The organism is Spiroplasma monobiae MQ-1 (genome assembly GCF_002865545.1).
Taxonomy (GTDB): domain Bacteria; phylum Bacillota_I; class Bacilli_A; order Mycoplasmatales; family Mycoplasmataceae; genus Spiroplasma_A; species Spiroplasma_A monobiae.
Genome location: NZ_CP025543.1, coordinates 616,859 through 639,843, shown reverse-complemented (window position 1 = coordinate 639,843; position 22,985 = coordinate 616,859). Strand labels below are relative to the sequence as shown.

19 protein-coding genes and 5 tRNA genes are annotated in these 22,985 nt (G+C 27.3%); 23 read left to right on the top strand and 1 reads right to left on the bottom strand.

What is annotated here, in order from left to right:
- The first annotated feature begins 1 nt into the window (after window position 1).
- The 15 genes from SMONO_RS03015 (at window position 2) to SMONO_RS02945 (ending at window position 11,379) form a co-directional block, all read left to right on the top strand.
- A complete protein-coding gene (locus SMONO_RS03015) occupies window positions 2–322 on the top strand; it encodes a holo-ACP synthase (protein WP_245857233.1) in 321 nt (106 codons plus the stop codon).
- A 93-nt stretch (window positions 323–415) separates the two neighbouring features.
- Window positions 416–2,248 (top strand): hypothetical protein, encoded by a 1,833-nt coding sequence (locus SMONO_RS03010; protein ID WP_101780878.1) that lies wholly within the window; start codon window positions 416–418, stop codon window positions 2,246–2,248.
- Entirely contained in the window at window positions 2,248–3,873 is a 1,626-nt protein-coding gene (locus SMONO_RS03005) for a hypothetical protein (RefSeq protein ID WP_101780877.1), read from the top strand. Before SMONO_RS03010 ends, SMONO_RS03005 begins: the two co-directional genes overlap by 1 nt.
- Window positions 3,874–3,886: 13 nt before the next feature.
- Complete coding sequence (locus tag SMONO_RS03000) at window positions 3,887–4,447, top strand: lipoprotein (protein ID WP_101780876.1); 561 nt, start codon at window positions 3,887–3,889, stop codon at window positions 4,445–4,447.
- A gap of 74 nt (window positions 4,448–4,521) precedes the next feature.
- A complete protein-coding gene (locus SMONO_RS02995; RefSeq protein ID WP_101780875.1) occupies window positions 4,522–5,391 on the top strand; it encodes a thymidylate synthase in 870 nt (289 codons plus the stop codon).
- Complete coding sequence (locus SMONO_RS02990) at window positions 5,391–5,861, top strand: dihydrofolate reductase (protein ID WP_101780874.1); 471 nt, start codon at window positions 5,391–5,393, stop codon at window positions 5,859–5,861. The genes SMONO_RS02995 and SMONO_RS02990 overlap by 1 nt, the downstream gene beginning before the upstream one ends.
- 2 nt (window positions 5,862–5,863) lie before the next feature.
- Window positions 5,864–6,730, top strand: a complete 867-nt coding sequence (locus SMONO_RS02985; protein ID WP_101780873.1) for a lysophospholipid acyltransferase family protein — start codon at window positions 5,864–5,866, stop codon at window positions 6,728–6,730.
- Window positions 6,731–6,754: 24 nt separating this feature from the next.
- The gene (locus SMONO_RS02980; protein WP_101780872.1) at window positions 6,755–8,065 is read left to right on the top strand and encodes a thymidine phosphorylase; all 1,311 of its coding nucleotides are present in this window, start codon (window positions 6,755–6,757) and stop codon (window positions 8,063–8,065) included.
- Window positions 8,066–8,388: 323 nt separating this feature from the next.
- Window positions 8,389–9,528 (top strand): hypothetical protein, encoded by a 1,140-nt coding sequence (locus SMONO_RS02975; RefSeq protein WP_101780871.1) that lies wholly within the window; start codon window positions 8,389–8,391, stop codon window positions 9,526–9,528.
- An 82-nt stretch (window positions 9,529–9,610) separates the two neighbouring features.
- Window positions 9,611–10,798: a hypothetical protein gene (locus SMONO_RS02970; RefSeq protein WP_101780870.1), complete on the top strand. Its 1,188-nt coding sequence runs from the start codon at window positions 9,611–9,613 to the stop codon at window positions 10,796–10,798.
- Window positions 10,799–10,936: 138 nt separating this feature from the next.
- Window positions 10,937–11,012 (top strand) — tRNA-Thr (locus SMONO_RS02965).
- A gap of 13 nt (window positions 11,013–11,025) precedes the next feature.
- A tRNA-Tyr gene (locus SMONO_RS02960) sits at window positions 11,026–11,109 on the top strand.
- A 5-nt stretch (window positions 11,110–11,114) separates the two neighbouring features.
- A tRNA-Gln gene (locus SMONO_RS02955) sits at window positions 11,115–11,189 on the top strand.
- Window positions 11,190–11,198: 9 nt separating this feature from the next.
- A tRNA-Lys gene (locus SMONO_RS02950) sits at window positions 11,199–11,274 on the top strand.
- Between the two features lie 16 nt (window positions 11,275–11,290).
- Window positions 11,291–11,379 (top strand) — tRNA-Leu (locus SMONO_RS02945).
- An 85-nt stretch (window positions 11,380–11,464) separates the two neighbouring features.
- Here SMONO_RS02945 and SMONO_RS02940 read toward each other — a convergent pair.
- Window positions 11,465–12,286 (bottom strand): lipoprotein, encoded by an 822-nt coding sequence (locus SMONO_RS02940; protein WP_101780869.1) that lies wholly within the window; start codon window positions 12,284–12,286, stop codon window positions 11,465–11,467.
- A 142-nt stretch (window positions 12,287–12,428) separates the two neighbouring features.
- On the opposite strand from SMONO_RS02940, the gene SMONO_RS02935 reads away from it, so the two are divergent.
- From SMONO_RS02935 to SMONO_RS02900, 8 genes are all read left to right on the top strand, one after another.
- The gene (locus tag SMONO_RS02935) at window positions 12,429–12,746 is read left to right on the top strand and encodes an ArsR/SmtB family transcription factor (RefSeq protein ID WP_101780868.1); all 318 of its coding nucleotides are present in this window, start codon (window positions 12,429–12,431) and stop codon (window positions 12,744–12,746) included.
- Window positions 12,747–13,042: 296 nt separating this feature from the next.
- A complete protein-coding gene (gene rpmG, locus SMONO_RS02930; protein WP_041618302.1) occupies window positions 13,043–13,186 on the top strand; it encodes a 50S ribosomal protein L33 in 144 nt (47 codons plus the stop codon).
- A 72-nt stretch (window positions 13,187–13,258) separates the two neighbouring features.
- Window positions 13,259–14,323 (top strand): aminopeptidase P family protein, encoded by a 1,065-nt coding sequence (locus SMONO_RS02925; RefSeq protein WP_101780867.1) that lies wholly within the window; start codon window positions 13,259–13,261, stop codon window positions 14,321–14,323.
- Between the two features lie 9 nt (window positions 14,324–14,332).
- The gene (gene uppS / locus SMONO_RS02920; protein ID WP_101780866.1) at window positions 14,333–15,052 is read left to right on the top strand and encodes a polyprenyl diphosphate synthase; all 720 of its coding nucleotides are present in this window, start codon (window positions 14,333–14,335) and stop codon (window positions 15,050–15,052) included.
- Window positions 15,042–16,133: a phosphatidate cytidylyltransferase gene (locus tag SMONO_RS02915; RefSeq protein WP_101780865.1), complete on the top strand. Its 1,092-nt coding sequence runs from the start codon at window positions 15,042–15,044 to the stop codon at window positions 16,131–16,133. Before uppS ends, SMONO_RS02915 begins: the two co-directional genes overlap by 11 nt.
- A 1-nt stretch (window position 16,134) precedes the next feature.
- Window positions 16,135–17,259, top strand: coding sequence for a 1-deoxy-D-xylulose-5-phosphate reductoisomerase (gene dxr, locus SMONO_RS02910; protein ID WP_101780864.1), 1,125 nt, complete (start codon window positions 16,135–16,137; stop codon window positions 17,257–17,259).
- A 4-nt stretch (window positions 17,260–17,263) separates the two neighbouring features.
- Window positions 17,264–18,481, top strand: coding sequence for a M50 family metallopeptidase (locus SMONO_RS02905; RefSeq protein ID WP_101780863.1), 1,218 nt, complete (start codon window positions 17,264–17,266; stop codon window positions 18,479–18,481).
- A gap of 27 nt (window positions 18,482–18,508) precedes the next feature.
- A complete protein-coding gene (locus tag SMONO_RS02900) occupies window positions 18,509–22,957 on the top strand; it encodes a PolC-type DNA polymerase III (RefSeq protein WP_101780862.1) in 4,449 nt (1,482 codons plus the stop codon).
- Window positions 22,958–22,985 lie beyond the last annotated feature (28 nt).

Genomic DNA, 22,985 nt, shown 5'->3' with positions numbered 1-22,985 from the left:
TATGGCTAAAATAGGAATTGATATTGTAGAAAATAAAAGAATAAGTTTAGAAGAAAGCTTTTTAAAAAAGTTTTTACATGAAAAAGAACTGGTTTTATTAAATAATTTACAAAGTGATGATGCAAAAATACAATTTGCAGCTGGAAGATGAGCTGCAAAAGAAGCTATCATTAAGTGTTTAGAAGAAAAGTTTGCTGCAAACATAATCAATATTGGTTATAAAAATGATAAACCGGTAGTTGAAAATAAAGATTTTAGTTATATAGAATTATCTATAAGTCATGAACAAAACTACTCTGTAGCTGTTGCTTTAAATATTTAAATCCAAAACTATAAAAATATTTTTATAGTTTTGGATTTTTTTGTTAATATATTGTTAAGACATGAGAATGTCGAAGAAAGGTAAAACTAAATAATGAAAATATTATTAGCATTGTTGGCAGGTGTTTCGTTAAGCACATTACCGACTTTAGGGATTATTAATAATATTAACTCAAAAAGTGATATTAATTCTGGTGTATTAAATCACCAAAAAGAAATGATAAAAGCAATAGAAAATGAAAACTTAAGTTTTTTTGATGGATATTATTTATATAGTCAAGTTGACGAAATGATTTACAAAATCATAGATGAACAATATTTATATGAATATATGAACACAGTTTATATGCTTTATAACAAGTTATCTAAAATTGCTTCGGGAGACTATGAAAGAAATAAACTAGAAGAGCAAAGAAATGTTATTGAAAAGGCTTTTCAAGGATGGTCGAATAGTGAAGATTTAAATGAACTTGTAGAATTATACGATAAACAAGTTTCTGAGGAAAAAGAAGTTTTGTCAAAAGTTTTCTATGCCTATAACCAAACAAGTTCTAAACTGATGGTTGAAGACTTGGAAATGTATCAAGAATATAAAATTAAAAATGTAAGAGCTTCAGCTGCTATTGCATCTTTAAATAACCAAATAGATTTATATAAGACAAAATTAAGTGTTTGAGAAGATACTCAAAAATGACAAAAAGAATTAGTTGCTATTTATGACAATATGATAAATAGAGCAACCGAATTACAAAGTCAATTTGTTTATCTTTTTGATACAACTTTAGCTTCTCCTGAAGCATTCTTTAATAATATGTTAAATAAAAAAACAATTATCTTTGATCAAATTATTAAAAAATACTTACCTGGAGAACAATTTTACATTGATTTAATTCAAAGCAAATTAGAAAATAGAGAACAAAAACCAGATGAAATGGTAGAAGATTGAATTTTAATAGGACAAAACTCAGATCCTTCAGATCCTGAGCTTAATCCTATAGAAATAGATCCAAATGATCTTTATGTATTATCAGATGAAGAGGTTGCTAAAAGATTGGAAGAGGAAGTTACTCCAGAAGATACAGAAGAAGAGAAATTAGCAAAAACTATCGGAATAGTTTCTGATGTATTAATGGAAATTTATAAAATAGATGATATTCTTTTTTCTTCGCTGCATAAAAGTGCAAGTAACTTTTTTGAATTTGTAAATAACCAAATTCCAAGATTATCTAGTGAAGTTAAAGAATCATTTGAAAAAAATGGTGTAAAAGTTGAAACAAAATTTGATGAAGCAATTCAAACAGCAATTGAAATGGCTGACGCATTATCAAGCCAAATACTTGATATTCTATCTCCATCAAATGCAATTTTCGGACAAATTAGAGGTCTTGCTTTTGCAACTATAGATAAAGTTAAAGATTGATATAAAACTATATCTGTTGCTAAGGACTCTCAAAAAGCAATTGATCTAATTGTAGAAATTAGAGACAACTACTCTGAAATACCAGATGAATTAATTGTTGATGAAGGTGGAGTGGCTGCTGAAATAGAAGAAGCTCAAAAAGAACTTTTAATACAAGAGGAAATTTTTAGAGAAACTGAATTAGTTTTAGAAAGTAGTAAGTATGATTACTATGACGAAAATTTAAAAACTTGAAATAATTTCTTTTCAGATTATTCAGAATATCTAGAAATAATTAATTTGGGTCAAACAAAAGCAACAATTAATTTAAATCCAATTAAATATTTCAATTCACAAATTGAAGTTTATTTAAAAATGGTCACACAAAGAAGATTTACATACGAAAATATAATTAATAAAATTGATGGAAATACAAAAAATACATCAATTGAAAATATTAAAAATGAAAATGCAATGTTAGAAAATCTAAATAGTTTTATTGAAAAACACAAGGAGGATTTTAAATAATGCGTAAATTATTATTATCGTTAGGAAGTTTAACTTTAGGAATTACAGCAACATCTAGTGCAATTGTTTCTATAAATAATTCGTCTAGATTTGATCCGATTGATAAATTTGAAACTCCATATGAAATGATTGAAACATCTAAAATTTTAGATAAAGTAATATCAAATCCACAAAGTTATCAAGACATAGTATTTATAGAAAATTTATTACTACAATCTACAATAATGTTAGATGAAATCTATTCAAGTACATTTTTCTATAATACTAGTACAAAAATAACTCAAGTTTTAAATATTTATAAAGAACAATTAGAGCGAGTGGAAACACCAAATCAATCTAATTTCTATTTAGATTTAATGAATAAAAGTCAGGAAATAAGTATTAACTTTATAGCTAAAACAGAAGATCCTGAAATTAAAAACTTATTCATTGAATATGAACAACTAAAAAGAGAAGAAGCAATTAAATTCTTTGATATTTATGATAGAAAAATAACAACTTTAAACTATGAATTACAATCAAGTCAAAAAAGCATTAATGACATTAATGTTGAAAATGCAGAAATTGATGAAAAACTAAAAGGCTTAGCCAAAGAAAATGAAATAATAAATAGTATATTTAAATTATTAGATTATACTTTGCAATTAGCTGGAAATGTTAAAGAAATTTATAGTAATGGTAGAACTAATATCGATGTTTACTACAACTCTGCAGAATGACATGCAAAAAACTGAGGGTTAGCTTTTATACCATTTTATGGAACTGCATTTAGTATAAATTTTAAAAACAATATGGATTATGCTGCAAGAGGTATTCAAACATACGTTGATGTATTTTTAACTGAGGGTTCAGATGAATATGAACAATTCCAAGAAATGAAAGAAAACATGGAAAATTTAAGAAAACAAATGCTGGATGTCGATCCTTTAAGTAATGATTGAATAACAAAATTGTTAGAAGATGCTGGTTTAGGTGAAAAAGAATCTGAAATACTTACCATGGGAATACAGTTACTTGTTGATGAAGGTGTTAGTAAGATTCCGTATGTAGGAAAAGCTTTAGAGGCAATATTTGTTTTTATTGGTGTTGGTTTTCAAGCTAAAAAACTAGCAGATACATTTGATGAGAAGTTAAGCTTTCAATACGAAGAAATAAAACCTTTATTAGAACTTAATGACAAAACAATTGCAGAATCTTACATTCAACTTTTAAATACACAAAAGGAACTTACTAAAAAATTTAAAATAAATAATGATAAGCAGGAAAAATTAAGAAAAAAAATGGAGCAAAATTTAATTAAGGTAAATGAAGAGAATAAAAAACTAGATGAATTAAAATTTGATATCAATAGTCTAAATCAAAAATTCATAGACACTATGAATTTGGGAATATTTTCTGATAATTATTATTATTGACAAATGAACATAATTTCAGATATTAAACCCATAAATTCAAAAATGTTAATCTCAAGAAGTATTGAAGATATTAATAAGCAAAAAAACTTAAAATTTAATCAATTAGTTAAAAAAATAAATGAAAATGGAAAAAACAATAGTATTTTAAAAAATTTAGAAATTAAAAACAATTTATCAAACAATAATTATAGTATGATAATAAAAATATAAAGGAGAAATAATTATGAAAAAAATATTAACATTATTATCTGCTGTGTCATTAACAGCAACAGCATCTGCAAGCGTAGTTGCTTGTGGTGGCGGAGATGGTGGTGGAACAATTGAACCACCAACAACAAATATCTATAAAGTAGATGAAGTTTTTATAGAGAGAGAAATTGAAGAAATTAGTGTTGATTACAACCCGCACAACGATTCTTGAATGCGCTCACTATATGTTTCAATGAATAATAGACTTATAGACATGAATTACGATAACAACAAATCTAAGATTGGTAAAGTTGCAAAAAGACAAGATATGAGAAATACTTTAAATACTTTACCGAATTATTATTCACAAAATAAAAATAATGAAAATTATGAAAAATTATCTGAATTAAGCGAAGGACTTAAAGATGGTGAAAATTTAATTTCAAATTTCAAATTTAAAATGATCTTTAATCATTCCGATATTATGAGTGCAAATAAAGATAAAGAATGAGAGGTTGCCTCAAAACAAATTACAGAAAAAATGGATGAAGGAACAATAGTTGTTTCTATTAAAGAACTAAAAATAATTAAATAAAAAAACAAAATCCAAATTAATATTTGGGTTTTTTTATTTTTATCAACTAGTATATAATCTTTAATGGTGATAATATGAAACAATATTTGGATTTGGTAAAAGAAGTTTTAGCAAATGGAGAAAAAAGAGAAGACAGAACCAATACTGGAACTGTTTCTAAATTTGGAACTCAATCAAGATATGATTTAAGAGAAGGTTTTCCGCTTGTTACAACTAAAAAAGTATTTTTCAAAGGTATAGTTCATGAAATACTTTGATTTATTAGTGGAGATACAAACATCAAGTATCTTGTTGATAACAAAGTGAATATTTGAAATGAATGACCTTATGAAATATTTAAAAAATCAAATGATTTTAAAAATGAAACTTTACAAGAATTTGTTGAAAAAATTAAAACGGATCAAGATTTTGCAAATAAACATGGAGAATTAGGTCCGGTTTATGGAAAACAATGAAGAGATTTCAATGGAGTTGATCAATTTAAAAATTTAATCAATGGTATTAAAGTAAATCCTTATTCAAGAAGACACATAATTTCTGCTTGAAATCCAGCAGAAGTAAACCAAATGGCTTTACCACCATGTCACTCATTATTCCAATTTTATGTTTCAAAAGATGGTTTTATAGATCTGCAACTTTACCAAAGAAGTGGAGATATATTTTTAGGGGTTCCATTTAATATAGCAAGTTACTCATTGCTTTTAGAACTAGTTGCTATTGAATGTAATTTAAAAGCTCGTTATTTTGTACACACAATTGGAGATGCTCATATTTATTCAAATCATATTGAGCAATTAAATCTCCAATTATCAAGAGAACCAAAAATTTTACCTACTTTAAAAGTAAATAGTGAAAATAAATCAATATTTGATATCAAATTTGAAGACATTTCTTTAGAAAACTATGAAAGTCACCCAGCAATTAAGGGTGTTGTTGCAGTTTAATGATTTCATTAATTTGAGCTCAAACAAAAGAAGGGGTCATTGGTAAAAACAATAGTTTACCTTGAAACATAAAAGAAGAAATGCAACATTTTATAAATTACACCAGAGGTAAAACTGTTTTAATGGGGAGAAATACTTGAGAATCTCTTTCCTTAAAACCATTACCTAATAGAAAAAATATATTAATTACTTCAAGAGAATTAGAAAAGAGTTATAATAATCTTGAACTGTCTAAGGAACTTGAAACAGTTTTAGATGCATATAAAAATATTGATGAAGAACTTATCGTAATTGGTGGTTCTAAAATATATCAATCAGCATTAAATTTTGCTGACAAATTAGTTATTAGTATTATTAAACAAAATTATGATGGAGACACTTATGCTCCAAAATTTGATACATCAGTCTTTAAACTTTCAAAAGAAGAAGACTTTGAGGAATTCACAACTTATTACTACGAAAGGTACTAAACATGGAACGTTACGAATTAACACAAGAAGCTGAAAAATTAACTAATAAAAAAGACAAAAAAGAAATGGCTCATGTTAGCAAAGCAAGACTTTTAGCTAATGCATGAGGGGTTTGAAGAGCTACTGCAAAAGCTAAAAAGGTAACTAAAAAAATTAAACAGGACCCGAATTTATATTCAGAGGAATGAAGATATAACTGAGTTAAAAAGAAAACTAGAAAAGTTTTAAAAATAGCCAATATTCAAGTTAATGTTATTGGTATTGAAAATTGATTAGATAGAGGACTTGTATTGGCTCCCAATCACCAATCAAATTTAGATCCAATTTTGATGTTTGCTATTAATGACTTTTCTTTACAACAACCAGTTGCATTTATTGCAAAGCAAGAATTGTGAAAAGCTAAAATATTTAAGCACTTCATGAACTTAACAGATAATATTCCTTTGGATAGAACAAATCCAAGAAGTGCTCTAAGTGCAATGAAAGAAGCAAAAGAATTAATTTCAGAATACAAAAGAAGTTTAGTTATTTTCCCGGAAGGAACTAGAAGTGCTAAACAAGAACCTAACGAATTCCAAGGGGCAAGCATGAAAATAGCTCAAATGGCATATGTTCCAATTGTTCCTGTTTCAATTATTGATTCATACAGATTGTTTGAAAAAAGAAAAGGTGGAAAATTCAATATTACTGTTGTGTTTGGAAAACCAATGATGCCTGAAAAATTTATTTCTTTAAAAACAGAAATGTTAACTAGAAACGTTCAAAAAGAAGTTGAAAAAAATATTAATCAGTATAAAGATTGAGATCCTAAAAAGTTAGGATTAAAACCAAAAAGAATTGATAAAAAAAATAGAGTTAACTATTACTAGTATTTTTAAATTGGAGGACAAAACATGAATTTTGCCAATATTATAGAAAAAAAGAAAAACAAACAAGAATTAACTGCTCAAGAAATATATTGAGTCGTTAATTCTTTTGTTAACAATACATTAAAAGACTATCAAATGTCTTCTTTTAACATGGCTGTTTGATTTAATGGTATGACACCAACAGAAATTGCAGCCTTTACTCAAGCTATGATGGATTCGGGAATTACCTATAATCTTGATGACGTTGAAGGTTTAAAAGCAGATAAACACTCCACTGGTGGTGTGGGAGATAAGACAAGTCTAATCTTTTCACCATTAGTTGCTAAATTTGGAGTGAAAGTGGCCAAACTTTCAGGAAGAGGTTTAGGACAAACTGGTGGAACTATTGACAAACTTGAAAGTTGTCCGGGATGAACTGGAGAAATCTCAGAAGATAGATTCAAAGAAATTCTAAAAACAGTTGGTATATCAATTATGGGACAATCAAGTGAAGTTGTTCCTGCAGATAAAAAAATATATGCTCTAAGAGATGTTACAGGGACTGTGGACTCAATTCCTTTAATAGCTTCAAGTATTATGTCAAAAAAACTTGTTATACCTGCAGATAGCATCATTTTGGATGTGAAAATGGGTAGTGGTGCTTTTATGAAAGATTTAGATAGTGCAATAAAACTTTCTAAAGCAATGATAACAATTGGAAAAGAACACAAAAGAAATGTCAGTGTAATGATAACAAACATGGACAAACCATTGGGAAGAGCAATTGGTAATGCAATAGAAGTTAAAGAAGCTTGAGATACTTTAAATGGAAATGGTCCTGATGATTTAGTTGAATTATGTGTAACTGCAGCGGGACTTACATTAGTACAAAATAAAGTCTTTAGCGACCTTGAAACAGCTAAAAAAGAACTTTTAAATGTATTGAAAGATAAAAGTGCTGCACACCTATTAAAAGACTTTATAGAAGCTCAAAATGGTGATTTTGGAGTTATTTTAGACTATGATAAAAACTTCACTACAAAACACAAAATTGAAATAACTGCTCAAAAAGATGGTTATGTATCTTTTGCATCAGCAGATCAATTAGGTTATCTTTCAATGCACTTAGGAGCTGGAAGAGCTACCAAAGAAGAAGAAATAGACTTTTCGGCAGGTATTTATTTAAACAAAACTACAAATGAATTTGTTAAAGTTGGAGAAGTTATTATGACTTTATATACAAATAGAGATGATATTGAATCATTTAAACAAAAAGCAAATGAACTAATAGTTTTAAATGAAAATTCTCATGATGAAGATTTAATCTTGAAATTACTAACAAATGATGATGTTTAATTGAATTTTTAAAAAATAATTCAATAGATGTTGAAATTTAAAGGGTTTTAAAATATAATAATTTTGTCTGGAATAGTTTTAAAAAATCATTAGCCCATAATGTTTGTTTAGCCCTATCAAATGAACATAATATTTAGATTTATAATATATATAATATTGACTGTTCTAGATTTATTAAATCAGCGCTCCGCCCAGAGTGCTTTTTTTATACTCAATTTAAATTTATTTCCAAATTTTAAATACAAATTAAAAATATTTTTTGAAATATAGTATTATTAAATTAGAATCAATGATTCGAAAGAAAGAAAAAATGGGGAAATAATATGAAAAAAACACTAAAGGCTTTTTCTTTGGCGTCAGTTTTTGTGCTATCGGGATCTTCAGTTGTTTCATGTGGTTTTGGACCACCAAAACCACCAATAACTGGAAATGAAAATAAATATATAGAACAAGAATTACTTGATGAAATAATTGAATTATCAAATAATGAATTTAATCAAAAATTAATAGATAAATATGGAACTATAGAAGATCCACAAGTGGATTACTTTAGTTTTTTAAGAATTAAAGATAGTGTTATTTATTGAGCTAATTCAGAATATTTTAGTTTAATACAAAAAAATGAAAAAATAATTAAACAAAGAGAAAATATTACTAAAGATTTCTTAAAAATAGAAAGTTATAATGATGAAATTGAAACAAATTTCTATGATTCAAATGGAATTAAAATGACCAACAAATCTGCTATTGTTGAAAATATAAATACTAAGAATGTTGGTACAGCTTCTTTTTTGGGATTTAATTATTTTATATCTAGTAATAAAAGTTCCAAAAGAGTCTTAAGAGATATTAAACTACCAATATTAAATTTTTATTATGATAAAAAAAGTGTAAGTCAGCTTGTTGATAATCATAATTATATTAATAAAAAAACTTTTTCAAATATATATGGATCTCCTGATTTATATGTTTTTAATAGTTTTAAACAAAGTGGTATTAACAATAATTTTGGAGATGAAAATGATATGTTAGAAATAATTGGGTCTATTGGTGACTTCTATGGTGAAAATTATTGAGACTTATTAGAAGAAAAACAAGATAGTTATTTATTTACAAATATGACAAAAAAACTCTCAACCTCAGTTTTATCAACAACTTCTAAAAGATATAATTGAAAAAACTGAAGTGGAAATAGACCTGAAAAAAACAATGGTTATTGCAATGTTATTGATCCAGAGGAAAAAATTGACACAAACCACTATTGCGGACAACTGGAAATAATAAATCAAAAGGTAGGTCTTTTAAAAGAAGATGAATCTATTGATGTGGTGGTTAAAGTTAATTTTATTAAAGATAAAACAGTTATTTTAAAAGAAGGTGAAAATGAGTATCTAAACATTTATTTAGGAACTATCACTAATAGACTAGATAAAGAAATTTATGAGTATGAGTATATTTATTAGAAAAAATTCTGAAAAAATATAAATTAATATAAAAATATATTAAAGTAAAAATATGAATCAGTTGATTCATAAAGGAAGAAATATGAAAAAATTATTATCTATGATTGGTGTTTTAAGTTTTGGTGTGACTTCAATATCTCCAATCATAAATTTTGTAGAAAGCAACTCTAAAGTAATAATTGATGAGTTTAATTCAGATATATATATGAAAAATAATTCTGAATATGCAACTATGGATCTTAATGATGTTGAATTAGAAACTACTTCAATAAACGTTTCAAAACACTCTGATAAATTAGAAGATGAAGAGGCCATGTTATCGCTTATTCTACAGGAATTAACACTTGTTAACAAAAAGAATAAAATATTACCTCAAATTATTAAATCAACTAAAAAGAACTATGATGATTGATTTGTTGTGCTGCCACAATTTCCTAAAAATGAAGGCGAAAAAGTGGTTGATGATTTATGAATGATGTACATGGGGGATGATAACGCTTTTGAGGGATATTTAATTGTTGAGGATTTGGAATTCACCTATGAATCAAAAGTTCAAAAGCCTCACTTGTCTACAGTAATTAAAAACAGTGATATTGGAAAAGTTCAAAAATTAAATGAAGATGCAATTGTTGAGGCTGTCGTATCAATTAATGGTCATGAAATTGATAAAGAAGATTTCTATGTTGAAAGTCTTAGTTATGAAAAAGCTGTATTAAGAGCTTCTGCCAATTCAAAATATCAGGGTTCTGTTATGATTACATTCAATGATGTTTTTGCAAATATTGGAGATATAGAAACAGATCCTGCAAGAACTGATGCTTACAATTCAGAACAGACATCTCAAAAAACAGCGGCTACTATTATTGATATTGATTTAGGAAAAACAGAGTTTTTAAAAAGTTATAGTTATATGGATTATACATTAACAACAAATTATTACGCACAAGGTATGGGTAGATTTGATTATGTTGTCGATAAAGATCATCCAACTGTAGATAAAACTGCAGAAACTTATAAAGATAAAAGTCATTATAAACCTAGATATCAAAGAATCAATTTAAATGAAAATACTTCTATTAGTACTTTTGATTTATTATATAAAAATGTAAATCAAGAAAGAGCTTATGGAACACTTACAGTTAATTGATTAAATGATTTCAAACTTGAAATTAGAGCAACTGTTAATACTTATTCTTGATCAACTGCTTGAAACGCACAATGAGCAAGAGCTGAAGCTAGAATGGGAGTTTCAAACATAAAATTTAGTTAAAACAAAAAATAGCTTTGTAAGCTATTTTTTATCCCAATTTAACTAATTAATTTAAAAATATTAAAAAAAATATTGACTTTATCTAGTCTTTTTTTGTATAATTGAAAAGGTTCTTACTTTTAGAAGAAAAGGATACACGCTGACTTAGCTCAGTTGGTAGAGCAATTGACTAGTAATCAATAGGTCGAAGGTTCGAGTCCTTTAGTCAGCACCACATTTTTACATAAGGGGAGTTAGCGAAGTGGCTAAACGCGGGTGGCTGTAAACCATCTCCTTACGGTTCGGCGGTTCGAATCCGTCACTCCCCACCAGTAATTGGGCTATAGCCAAGCGGTAAGGCAAGGGACTTTGACTCCCTCATGCGCCGGTTCGAATCCTGCTAGCCCAGCCATTTATTTTCGTCTCGTTAGCTCAGTCGGTAGAGCAACTGGCTTTTAACCAGTGGGTCATAAGTTCAAGTCTTATACGGGACACCATTTTTTTATATTTTAACCCCAGGTGGCGGAATAGGTAGACGCACTGGACTTAAAATCCAGCGACTTTTATCGGTCGTGCCGGTTCAATTCCGGCCCTGGGGACCATTTAGAAAAATTATTAAACAGCACTGATTGGTGCTTTTTTTATACTCAATTTAGACAAAATAAAAACTAGTTTAAAAACTAGTTTTTATTTATTTAAAAGATAACTTAACAAAATTTCTTGATTTTTTAGTGAGTAATTTAACACTTCTTCAATTTCTGGATCAACAATTTCTGGATCAACAATTTCTGGTTCTTCTTCTTTTTCTGTTTGTCCATTACGAATTAATTTCACTATTTCAGCTTCTTGGTTTTCTTCCATAAAAATTTTATTTAAAGGTTCAAATCATTTATCAATAGCTATTTTATCTCATTTTTGAGTATCTTCAACAAAACCAGCTTGTCAACCAACTAATTTACCATTTCTTACTAATAAGAACATCGGTGTTCCTTTATTGTTATTGAAATATGTTTTTGTAGAATTTTTTGCTAAATTGTAAGCTATTTTTTCAGAAAAATCTGGTGTAACACGAAGTATCTCTTGTTTGATAATTTCTGTAACTTCTTCTATCATTCAATCTAAAATGTTTTTGCTTCATTTTTCATTAAAATTATTTTCTTTTTCTGCAGTTTTAAAGTATCTATAATCGACTTTATTATTTAGATATTGACCATAATTTGTTAATGAATTTTCATCTGATTTACCATGTTTTGTAACTGCAATTGTTTCATAATTTGCATTTAACTGATCTATTTTATCGTTAAAATAATCTTTTTCTGATTCTATTGTGCTTTCAAAATTTTTGCAATGATCACAATCATCTGCTCCTATATATAAAAGGAAAGACTCTTTATTGTCTATTCATCCTTTAAATTCTTTATAATATGCATTTGAACTACATGAAACAACATTCATAGCTGCTGTTCCAACTAGTGCTGTGGCTGAAATTACACTAAGTAATTTTCTCACTCTAATCACTCCTAATATAACTATTATTATTTTACACATTTAATTTAACTATTACTTTTTTTATTTCAAAAAAATAACAATAAAAATTATTTAAGATAAAATTGTTATAATTTTTAAAGGTTAAAAACCAAAAAGGATGGACATGGAAAAAAAATACATAAGATTTGCAGAAATATTTAAGACACTTGGTGATCCAACTCGTCTTAAGATAATAAATGTAATTTGCGATTGTGGGTGCAATAAATGTGCACAAAATATACTAGATAATTTAAATATAAGCCAACCGACTTTAAGTTATCACATGAAAATGTTAGAACAAGTTGGTCTTATAACTTCTACAAAAGATAAGAACTCTAAAATATATAATTTAAATTTGGAAACAATAGCTGAGTTAAAAGATTTTACTTCAGAAATACAGATGGAAAAAGGAATACTTAAGTGTAATAATTGTAATAAATAAAAATAGAGCTTTTATGCTCTATTTTTATTTATTACAAGTACAATTGTCACATGTACAGTTTTCACAAGTACATTCATTGTTATTGCATGCATTTGAGATGTTTTTCATATTCTTCCTCCTTGAGATATTTATCTATATTGATAACTATCTATATAGATAATAACCTATAATTAATATAATTTTATAGTTTTTTAAAAATATTTACATTTTCTGTCAAAAAATAAACAATTAACATTATTTTTTGGTATTATTAATTTGCTTAATATCTTAAATGATTATCAAGGAGGCTTAAAAGTATGCGTGAAGGAGTTATCTTGCGTTGCACAACTTGTAAAGAAGAAAATTACATAGCAAAAAACGATAAAAGAAAAGAAAAAATCGAAGTTAAAAAACACTGTTTTAAATGTAATTCACATCAAGTTCACAAACAAAAAAAATAAGGGAAATAAAATACTTTTATGAGGTTTTTTATTCCTTTTTTTATGTATAAACTATATAGGAGTCAATAAAATATGAAAAAGAATTTATTAAATAAAGTTTTAGAAGAAGTAAAAGCAGATGCAATATTGCTTCATTCACCACAAAATAGATACTGATTTTCAAGATTTCACTCATCTTTAGGTTATGTTTTATATACAAAAGATAAATCCTATCTATTTGTTGATGGCAGATATATTACTGCTGCTAGAAACTCTAAGTTACTAACAAACATTGATGAAATTGTAGAGTTCGGTAAACTATTTGAATTAATAAATAACGAAATTGCAAATAATAATATTAAAAAAGTAGTATTTGAAAGTGATTGAGTATTTGTAAAAGATGCTCAAGTTTTTGAAGAAAAATTAAATGCTGAAATATTAGCTTATAACTTTGAAGCTATCAGAATGGTAAAAGATCAATGAGAAATCGAACAAATTAGAAAAGCTTGTGATATTACTCACAAAGTTTTCTTAGAAGTATTAGATTTTGTTAAACCAGGAATGACAGAAAAAGAACTTGCAAGATTTGTAAGTGATTCTTTCTTAAAAAATGGAGCTGAAAAGTTAAGTTTTGACACAATTGTTGCTAGCGGAGAAAATGGAAGTATGCCTCATGCTGTTCCAACTGATAAAAAAATTGAAGTAGGTGACTTTGTAACCTTAGATATGGGTTGTTACTATAATGGTTATTGTTCAGATCAAACAAGAACATTTGCGATTGGAAACACTGATAATGAAAAATTAAAAGAAATTTACGAAGTTGTATATCAATCACAACAATTAGGTATTGAAAGTGTAAGGCCAGAAATTAAAGGAAATGAAGTCCATAAAATTTGTTATGACTACATTGAAAGTAAAGGTTATGGAAAATACTTTACTCATGGAACTGGTCATGGCTTAGGGATAGAAATTCACGAAGAACCATACAACTCTGTAGCTGGAAACAAAACATTACAAGAAGGAATGTGTGTTACAGTTGAACCAGGAATTTACATACCAACAGTTGGTGGAGTTAGAATTGAAGATGACATTTTAGTTACAAAAGATGGCTATGAATATTTAACAACACCATTTAGAGAACTACAAACAGTTAAATAAAAAAGAGGGATCTGTATTAAAAGTTTAGAACACATAGCTTTTATTCTTGATGGTAATGGAAGATGAGCCAAAAAGAGAAATAAGCCAAGAACTTATGGACATAAAATAGGTATGGAAAATATTTGACCAACTATTTTATTTTGTAAAAAAGAAGGAATAAAGCATTTAACAATGTTTTGTTTTTCAACAGAAAATTGAAATAGACCTAAAGATGAAGTTAAGTACTTAATGGATTTTCCAGGAGAAATATTCTCAAAAAAAGAACAAGAAAAGTACATTAAAGAAGGAATTAGAGTTGTTTGAGCAGGGAGACGAACTAGAGTTCCTTTAAAAACAAAAGAATCTCTTGAAGAAATTGAAAAAAATACAAAAGATTGTGATCAAGTAATAGTTAATATAGCTCTTGATTATGGCGCATTTGAAGAGGTGGAAACTTCTCTTAAAATAGTGTTTAATGATATTAATAGTAAAAAAATTGATTTAAATGAAGTTACTATTGAAAATGTTTTAGATAACCTTTACACAAAAGAATCTCCACAAGTAGACTTACTTGTAAGAACTGGTGGAGAAAAAAGATTAAGTAATTTTATGTTATTACAATTAGCTTATGCTGAATTGTATTTCATAGATACATATTGACCAGACTTTAAAGAAAATAATTTAAAGTTAGCAATAGAATACTATAATAATAGAGATAGAAGATTTGGAGGTATAAAAGATGAAAACTAATGACAAAGACTTTGAAATAACTGATACTGTTGAAGTTGCTCCTGAAATTGGAGACGATATAGGACAAAACCGTTTTAAACTTGACTCTGCAAAAAGAAATTTCAGAACAAGAGTTTTTTCTACTTTAGTTTTATTAGTTTTACTTTTAGGATTCATTGGATCTGGTGCTGCTTATAATTCTCTTTTAAAAAATGGTGTACCACATGCAGAATTGGCTTCATACTTTTCAATAGCATTAACTGCTGGATTAACAGGACTTTGTGTTTTTGAAATGAACAAAACACTTGGGTTTAAAAAATGATATTACCAATTAATAATAATAGTTGCAGCGGTATTTGTTTATCTATACCCAGTTAACAAAGATTTAACAAATTTCTCATTTTATATTCATATAAATATGGATAAATGACTAGAGTCATGACAAATGCCTATTATAATTACTTGTTACTTTTTAGTTTTAATGGTTATTTCAATTATTGAAAAATCAATTGATTGAAAAAATACATTAATTAACTTTGGAATGACAATGCTTATAGTTTTTGCTCTTAAAGGTTTTTCAATAGTTTCATTAACATTGACTAGTAGTTCTGATCAAACAGCAAGATTCTCATTCAATACAATTCTTTGAATTTGGGTAATGATAATATTGAGTGATTCATTCCAATATATTGGTGGTATGAGATTTGGAAAAACTAAATTATGTCCAAACATCAGTCCTAAAAAAACTTGAGAAGGTGCATTAATTGGTTTAAGTATTGCAGCTATATTTGGTATTGTGTATGTAATGATCTTTAGAAGTGTAGGAATATTAGAAAACTTTATGCCGTTAAAAGAAGTGATGATTGCATTAAGAGGTAAAAGCGTTGCTTTAGAAGTAATAATTTATATACTACTTGCATTAATTTTCCCAATAATAGGATTATTTGGTGATTTATTATTCTCTTGAGTAAAAAGAAGAGTAAATGTTAAAGATTATTCTAATTTAATACCAGGTCACGGTGGAGCATTAGATAGAATGGATTCAATTCTATTCTCTCTATTCATATTATTTATCTTTGTTTGAGTAACTTCATTTATTTAATATGAAAAATATAATACTATTTGGTGCTTCAGGTAATATCGGACAACAATGTATTGAATTGTTGAATGAAAACAAAGATAAATATAACTTAATAGCACTTAGTGTAGGAAAAAATGATTCACAAGTTGAATCTTTTTTGCTTTCATTTCCAAATTTAAAAAAAATATATTCTACAAAAGAATTGAGCCAATTAAAAATAAAGTATCCAAATGTTGAATTTATAAATGACGATATTTTAGATTTATTTGGTCAAAATGAAACTCATGTAATTAATGCTTTAAGTGGTTTTTATGGTTTGCAAGTAACTTTAAAGGCAATTGAAAATAACTTAATAATATTAAATGCTAATAAAGAATCTTTTGTAACAGCTGGTAAGTTAATAAATAGTATGCTAAAAACAAGTGAATCTAAAATCTATCCAATAGATTCAGAACATTGTGCAATTTTTCAATGCTTAGAAGTTGAAAATAAAGCAAACACTTTATTTATAACTGCTTCTGGGGGAAGTTTTAAAAACATAAGTTTAGAAGAGACTAAAAAAGTTAAATTAGAAGATGCTTTAAAACACCCTAATTGAGATATGGGGTCAAAAATAACTATTGATAGTTCTACAATGTTTAATAAAGCATTTGAAATATTAGAAGCTTATCATTTATTTAACATTAAGAATATTAAAACTCTATTACATCCTCAATCAATTATTCATTCAATGGTCGGATTTGATGATGGTAGTATTAAAGCTCAATTATCAGTGCCTGACATGAAACAAGTGATAAATTATTTTTTACATTTTCCAAAAAGATTTTCATATCCTAAACAAAAAGAAATGAATTTTAATGATTTAATTACTTTAGAGTTAAAAGAAATAAATCAAGAAAGGTTCAAACCTATTAAATGAGCATTACAATGTATTGATTACAATAATTCAAAATCAATAGCATTAAATGCTGCAAATGAAGTTTGTGTAGATTATTTCTTGCAATCAAGATTAGAATTTTGACAAATAACAGAAATTGTAGAAGAAATTTTTGAAAGTTGTGAAAATAAAGAATTAAAAACCTATAGAGATATACTAGAATTTGATAAAGAAATTAGAAATATTACTATATTAAAAATTGGAGGATAAAAATATGAGTGAAGTTAGCAGCGGAATGATTGTATTAGCTTTTTTTGTTGGAATAATTGTCATGCTATTGCTAATAACTATTCATGAAGTTGGACATCTTGTTGTTGCAAAAATAGCCAAAGCTTATGTATATGAATTTTCAATTGGATTTGGTCCAAGATTATTTGTATTTAAAGGAAAAGAAACTTGAGTTTCAATTAGAATGCTTCCTTTGGGAGGTTATTGTTCTATTGCTTCAGATAAATCAGATCCACCAAGCGATAGAGAAGATGAAGAAGTTCCAAATGAAAGAAAATTAGACTATATTGCAAGATGAAAGAAAATGTTCTTTATTTTAGCTGGTCCATTAATGAACTTGATTGTAGCATTATTATTATTTACAACTATTTTTGCAGCAATTGGAGAAAAAAGAAATGATATGACTTATTTTGGAGCGAATTATAGTCAAGACGGAATTGCAGCAAAAGCTATTAGGGAAAATGAAAATAAATTAGACATTAATTATATTGGACAAGATTATGTTATTTGAGGTTGAAAAATGACTTCTAATGAAAAAATCTTATTTGATAATATTTGCAATACAAACTCATTAGAAGAAACAAAATGTGATCCAAAAATAAATGATTTAAATAATCAAAAAGCAGTTGATTACAAAACAACAGTATATAGTTTTATAGATAATTTGGGATTATCGAAAAATGAAGAAAATGTAAAAATACAATTTGCATACAAACAAGTCGATAAGTATAGTGGATATGCTTTGACAGATGCAAAAATTACAGAAAAACACGATATAGAATATGGACAATCAATTGGTATTTCTTCACCAAATAGATTATATGAAACCACATTAAAAGCTTATGGTGCTGGTTGAGGAGAAACTTTCAAAGCATCATTATCAATTCTTGAAGCCATTGGCAATGTTTTTACTGGTAATTTGTCAAACTTGGTTGGTCCAGTTGGTGTTGCAAAACAAACTGCTAACTTACTAGAAAGTGCAGATCAATTCTTTATTTATGTTGCTACAATTAGTGCTAACTTATTCATATTAAATCTAATATTTATACCACCATTAGATGGGTATAGATTATTGGAAAACTTTATAGAAATGATAATAAGAAAAGAATTACCAACAAAATACAAAGTAATTGTAAATACTGCTGGTGCTATTTTATTTTTATTATTATTTGTAATAATTACATTAAAAGATTTTATAATCTAATAGGAAATAAAAAAAGGGGTAGACAAAATGAACAGAGAAGTTAAAGAAATGTTTGAAAAACTTAATGTTTTTTTAGAAGAATCAGAAGAAGTTTATTTTGATCAAGCTCACTTTTATAAAGAAGCTGAATTTAGTGAAAGCACAAATAAATTAAGAGTATTTATTAAAATTAAGGACTTCTTACCCATTCATTTATTACATAAAGTAGAAACTAGTTTAACTACAAACACACTTGTTCCTACAAAGTTAAACTTGGAAGTTGAAAATGAAAATTATTCAAAAGAATTAATTTGAGAACATATTGAATATGTGAAAGATCAAAAGGCTGAAGTTAAAACAGGAACTATTAAAATACTTTCACCTTCAACTGTTGATTACTTTAATGACCACAGAATGGTTTTCTTTAATGTTTCAAATGAAACTGAAAAAATTCTTTTAGAAGATCATAAAGATTATTATAAAAACAAGTTATTAAAATACGGTTTTAGAAATGTTGATTTAGAAATTAGAGTAAAAGAAAATCTTGAAACTGATGTTTTAGAATCAATCAGAGAACAATATCAAAAAGCTTCTCAATATGTGCCAACTGCTCAAAAAGAATTTGTAGAAGATAAAGTAAAGTCTCCAACAATGAAACCTAAATATAGATCAAATGATGATCTATTAAATAATCCAACTTATGAAAAAATCTTAGACTTAGAAGAAGATGCACAAAATGTAACAATACATGGTGAAGTTATTTCAAAAAGCATTCGTCAATCAAAAACTGGAAGAAATATTTATAATATTGCAATTTCAGATGGAACATCATCTGTAAGTTGTATTTTCTTTCAAAGAAATAATGATCCCACTTTCTTTGATGAAATAACAGAAGAAACAAAAGAAAGTTTTGTTGGTTTTGAAAATCAAATAATAAGAAAAGGTGATTGAGTTTCTTTTAATGGTAACTTTAATTTTTCTGCATTTGATAAGAGTTATATTTTTTATATAAATAAATACAAGAAAATTGAATCTAAAAAAGTTTATAGAAAAGATGAAGCAAAAGTTAAGAGGATTGAACTACATACTCACACAAAAATGTCTGTAATGGATGGTGTAAGTACTGCAAAAGAATATATTGAAGCTGCAAAAAGATTTGGTTGAGACTCAATTGCAATTACAGATCACTTAAATGTACAAGCTTTCCCTGAAGCTTACTATGCGATTTCAAATGTAAACAAAGGTGTTGAACCAGAAAATAAACTTAAATTAATTTATGGTAGTGAACTTGTAATGTTGCAAGATGAAGTTTGACTTGTAAAAAATCCAAAAGAACAAAAACTTAGAGAAGCTAAATTTGTAGTTTTTGACTTAGAAACAACTGGTTTATCTCCAGAGCATGATGAAATAATTGAATTTGGTGCGAATGTATATGATTATGCAAAAGGTACTTCAAAGAAATATGATATTCTTATCAAACCATCTAAACCTCTAAAAAAATTTACAACAGAACTTACTCATATTACAAATGAGATGTTAGAAGATAAAAATTCAATTGAAATTGAATTTAAACAAATAATGGAAATAATTCAAGACGGTATTTTAATTGCTCACAACGCAAACTTCGACTTTAACTTTTTACAGTCTTATGCAAAGAAACTTGGTTATGGTGAATTAACAAACACTGTAATTGATACTTTATCTCTTGGAAGGGTGTTGCAACCTAAATTAAAGAATCACAGATTAGGAACTGTTGCTAAAGCATATCAAATTTTATATGATGAAAAAATTGCTCACCGTGCTGATTATGATGCTGAAGTACTTACAAACATGTATGAACATATGTGAAGTGAAGCTAAAAAAATTATTCCTATTGATGTTGATTCTGATTGAAATAAATTTAATAAAGATAAATATGAAAATGAAAACTTTAGAAGATCTAGAGGTTTTCATGTAAATGTTCTTGCAAAAAATCAACAAGGACTAAAAGATCTTTACAAACTAATTTCTTATTCTCACACAGAAAACTTTTTAGGATCTCCAAAAATATTTGAATCTAAACTTTTAGAAATGAGAGAAAAGAATAATATTTTAATTGGTAGTGGTTGTGTTAATGGTATGGTTTTTGAATATGCAAGAACTGGAACTTTTGAAATGTTAGAAGAAGCTATTCTTAAATTTGACTACATAGAAATTCAACCTCTAAGTGTATATAAGAAATTAATTCAAACAGAAGATTTAACAATGGACGAACTAAAAAATTTAATTAGAAAAATAATTGAAGTTGCAAATAAATTTGGTAAAAAAATTGTAGCAACAAGTGATGCCCACTATGTTGAACCAGAAATTAAAAAAATTAGAGATATTTATATAAACACAAAAGGACTTGGTGGAGCATACCATCCACTTTACGACTTCAAACAAAGAGTAAAAGATAATCCAGATCAACATTTAAGAACTACAAATGAAATGTTAGAAGAATTTAAGTGGTTGGAAGATAGTGAATTAATAAATGAAATTGTAATAGAAAATCCAAAATTAATTTCTGACATGATTGATTTAGATGTAACACCAATTAAGTCAGGTTCGTATCCTCCCAACATTGATAATGTTGATAAACTTTTAACAGATGAATGTTATAAAAATGCAAAACTTCTTTATGGAGAAAAACTTCCACAAATAGTTGAAGCTCGTTTAGAAAAAGAATTAGCTTCAATTATAAAACATGGTTTTGCAGTTGTTTATTGAATTAGTCACTTGTTAGTTAAAAAATCAAATGATGATGGTTATCTAGTTGGAAGTCGTGGATCTGTTGGAAGTTCATTTGTGGCAACAACTTCTTTAATTACAGAAGTTAATCCACTTAAGGCTCACTATAGATGTGCTGAGTGTAAATATTCTGATTTTGAAACGCCAGAAGAATATAAATGTGGCTATGACTTACCAGAGAAAAATTGTCCAAATTGTAATACAAAGTTAATAGGTGATGGACATGATATTCCCTTTGAAACATTTTTAGGTTTTGATGGGGATAAAGTTCCTGATATAGATTTAAATTTCTCAGGAGAATATCAACCAATAGCTCACAACTTTACAAAAGAAATATTTGGAGAGAACAATGTATTTAGAGCTGGAACAATTTCAACAGTTGCTGAAAAAACAGCTTATGGATTTACAATGGGATATTTTGAAAAACAAAATATGAATTTAGATTTAATAAGAAAAGCTGAAGTTGAAAGATTATCATCTCTTTCTACGGGAGTTAAAAGAACAACTGGACAACACCCAGGGGGAATTATCATTCTTCCAAAAGAATACGACATAGAAGACTTTACCCCAGTTAACTATCCTGCAGATGATGAAACAAGTGATTGAAAAACAACTCACTTCGATTTCCATTCAATTCACGATAACTTATTAAAGATGGATATATTGGGCCACGTAGATCCAACCGCTTTAAGAATGCTTTATGATTTGACAGGATTTGATCCAATTAAAGTTCCTACAGATGATAAAGCAGTTTATTCGTTGTTCTCAGAACTTTCTGCATTAAAAATTGATTCACAAGAAATTCTAGGAGAAACAACTGGAGCAATTGGTCTTCCAGAATTTGGAACTCAATTTGTTCGAAACATGTTAAAAGAAACACAACCAAAAACATTTGCAGACTTAGTTCAAATTTCTGGATTAAGTCATGGTACTGACGTATATGTTGGTAATGCACAATCTTTAATTAAAGATGGTATTGCAAATATTTCATCAGTTATTGGTTGTCGTGATGATATTATGGTTTACTTAATGTCTATGGGAATGGATCCTTCAAATGCTTTCAACATTATGGAAAGTGTAAGAAAAGGAAAAGGGTTATCAAAAGAGTGAATTGCTCTTATGAAGGAAAATAATGTCCCTGAATGATACATTAACAGTTGTTTGAAAATAAAATATATGTTTCCAAAAGCGCATGCAACAGCGTATGTTTTAATGGCATATAGAGTTGCTTGATACAAAATTTATTATCCAGAAGAATATTATGCAACTTGATTTTCAACTAGAGCTGACTTCTTTGATTTAGAAACTGCTCTAAAAGGAAAAGAAGCAGTTAAAGCAGCTATTGATGATATTAAACATAGACAAAATAATAAGTTACCAGTTACTGCAAAGGAAAATGGTTTAATTACTGTTTATGAGGTTTTATTGGAGATGTTTGCAAGGGGAGTTGAAATCAGAAATATTAACTTTAATATCTCTGAAGGAAATAAATTTGTTATCTTCAAAGAAGAAGATAAAAAAGTTTTAATACCTCCATTCAACGTTATTGACTCACTTGGAGAAGCGGTGGCAAATTCTATTGTTAACGCTCGTCAAGAGAGACAAATCAATAGTGTAAATGATCTAAAGCAAAGAACTCAAGTTACTCAAACACAAATTGAAATTTTTGCAAAATTGAAAATTACAGATAACTTAAAAGATGATGAACAGCTTTCATTTAATTTCTAAAATGAAAATCATTATCTTTTTTATTTAT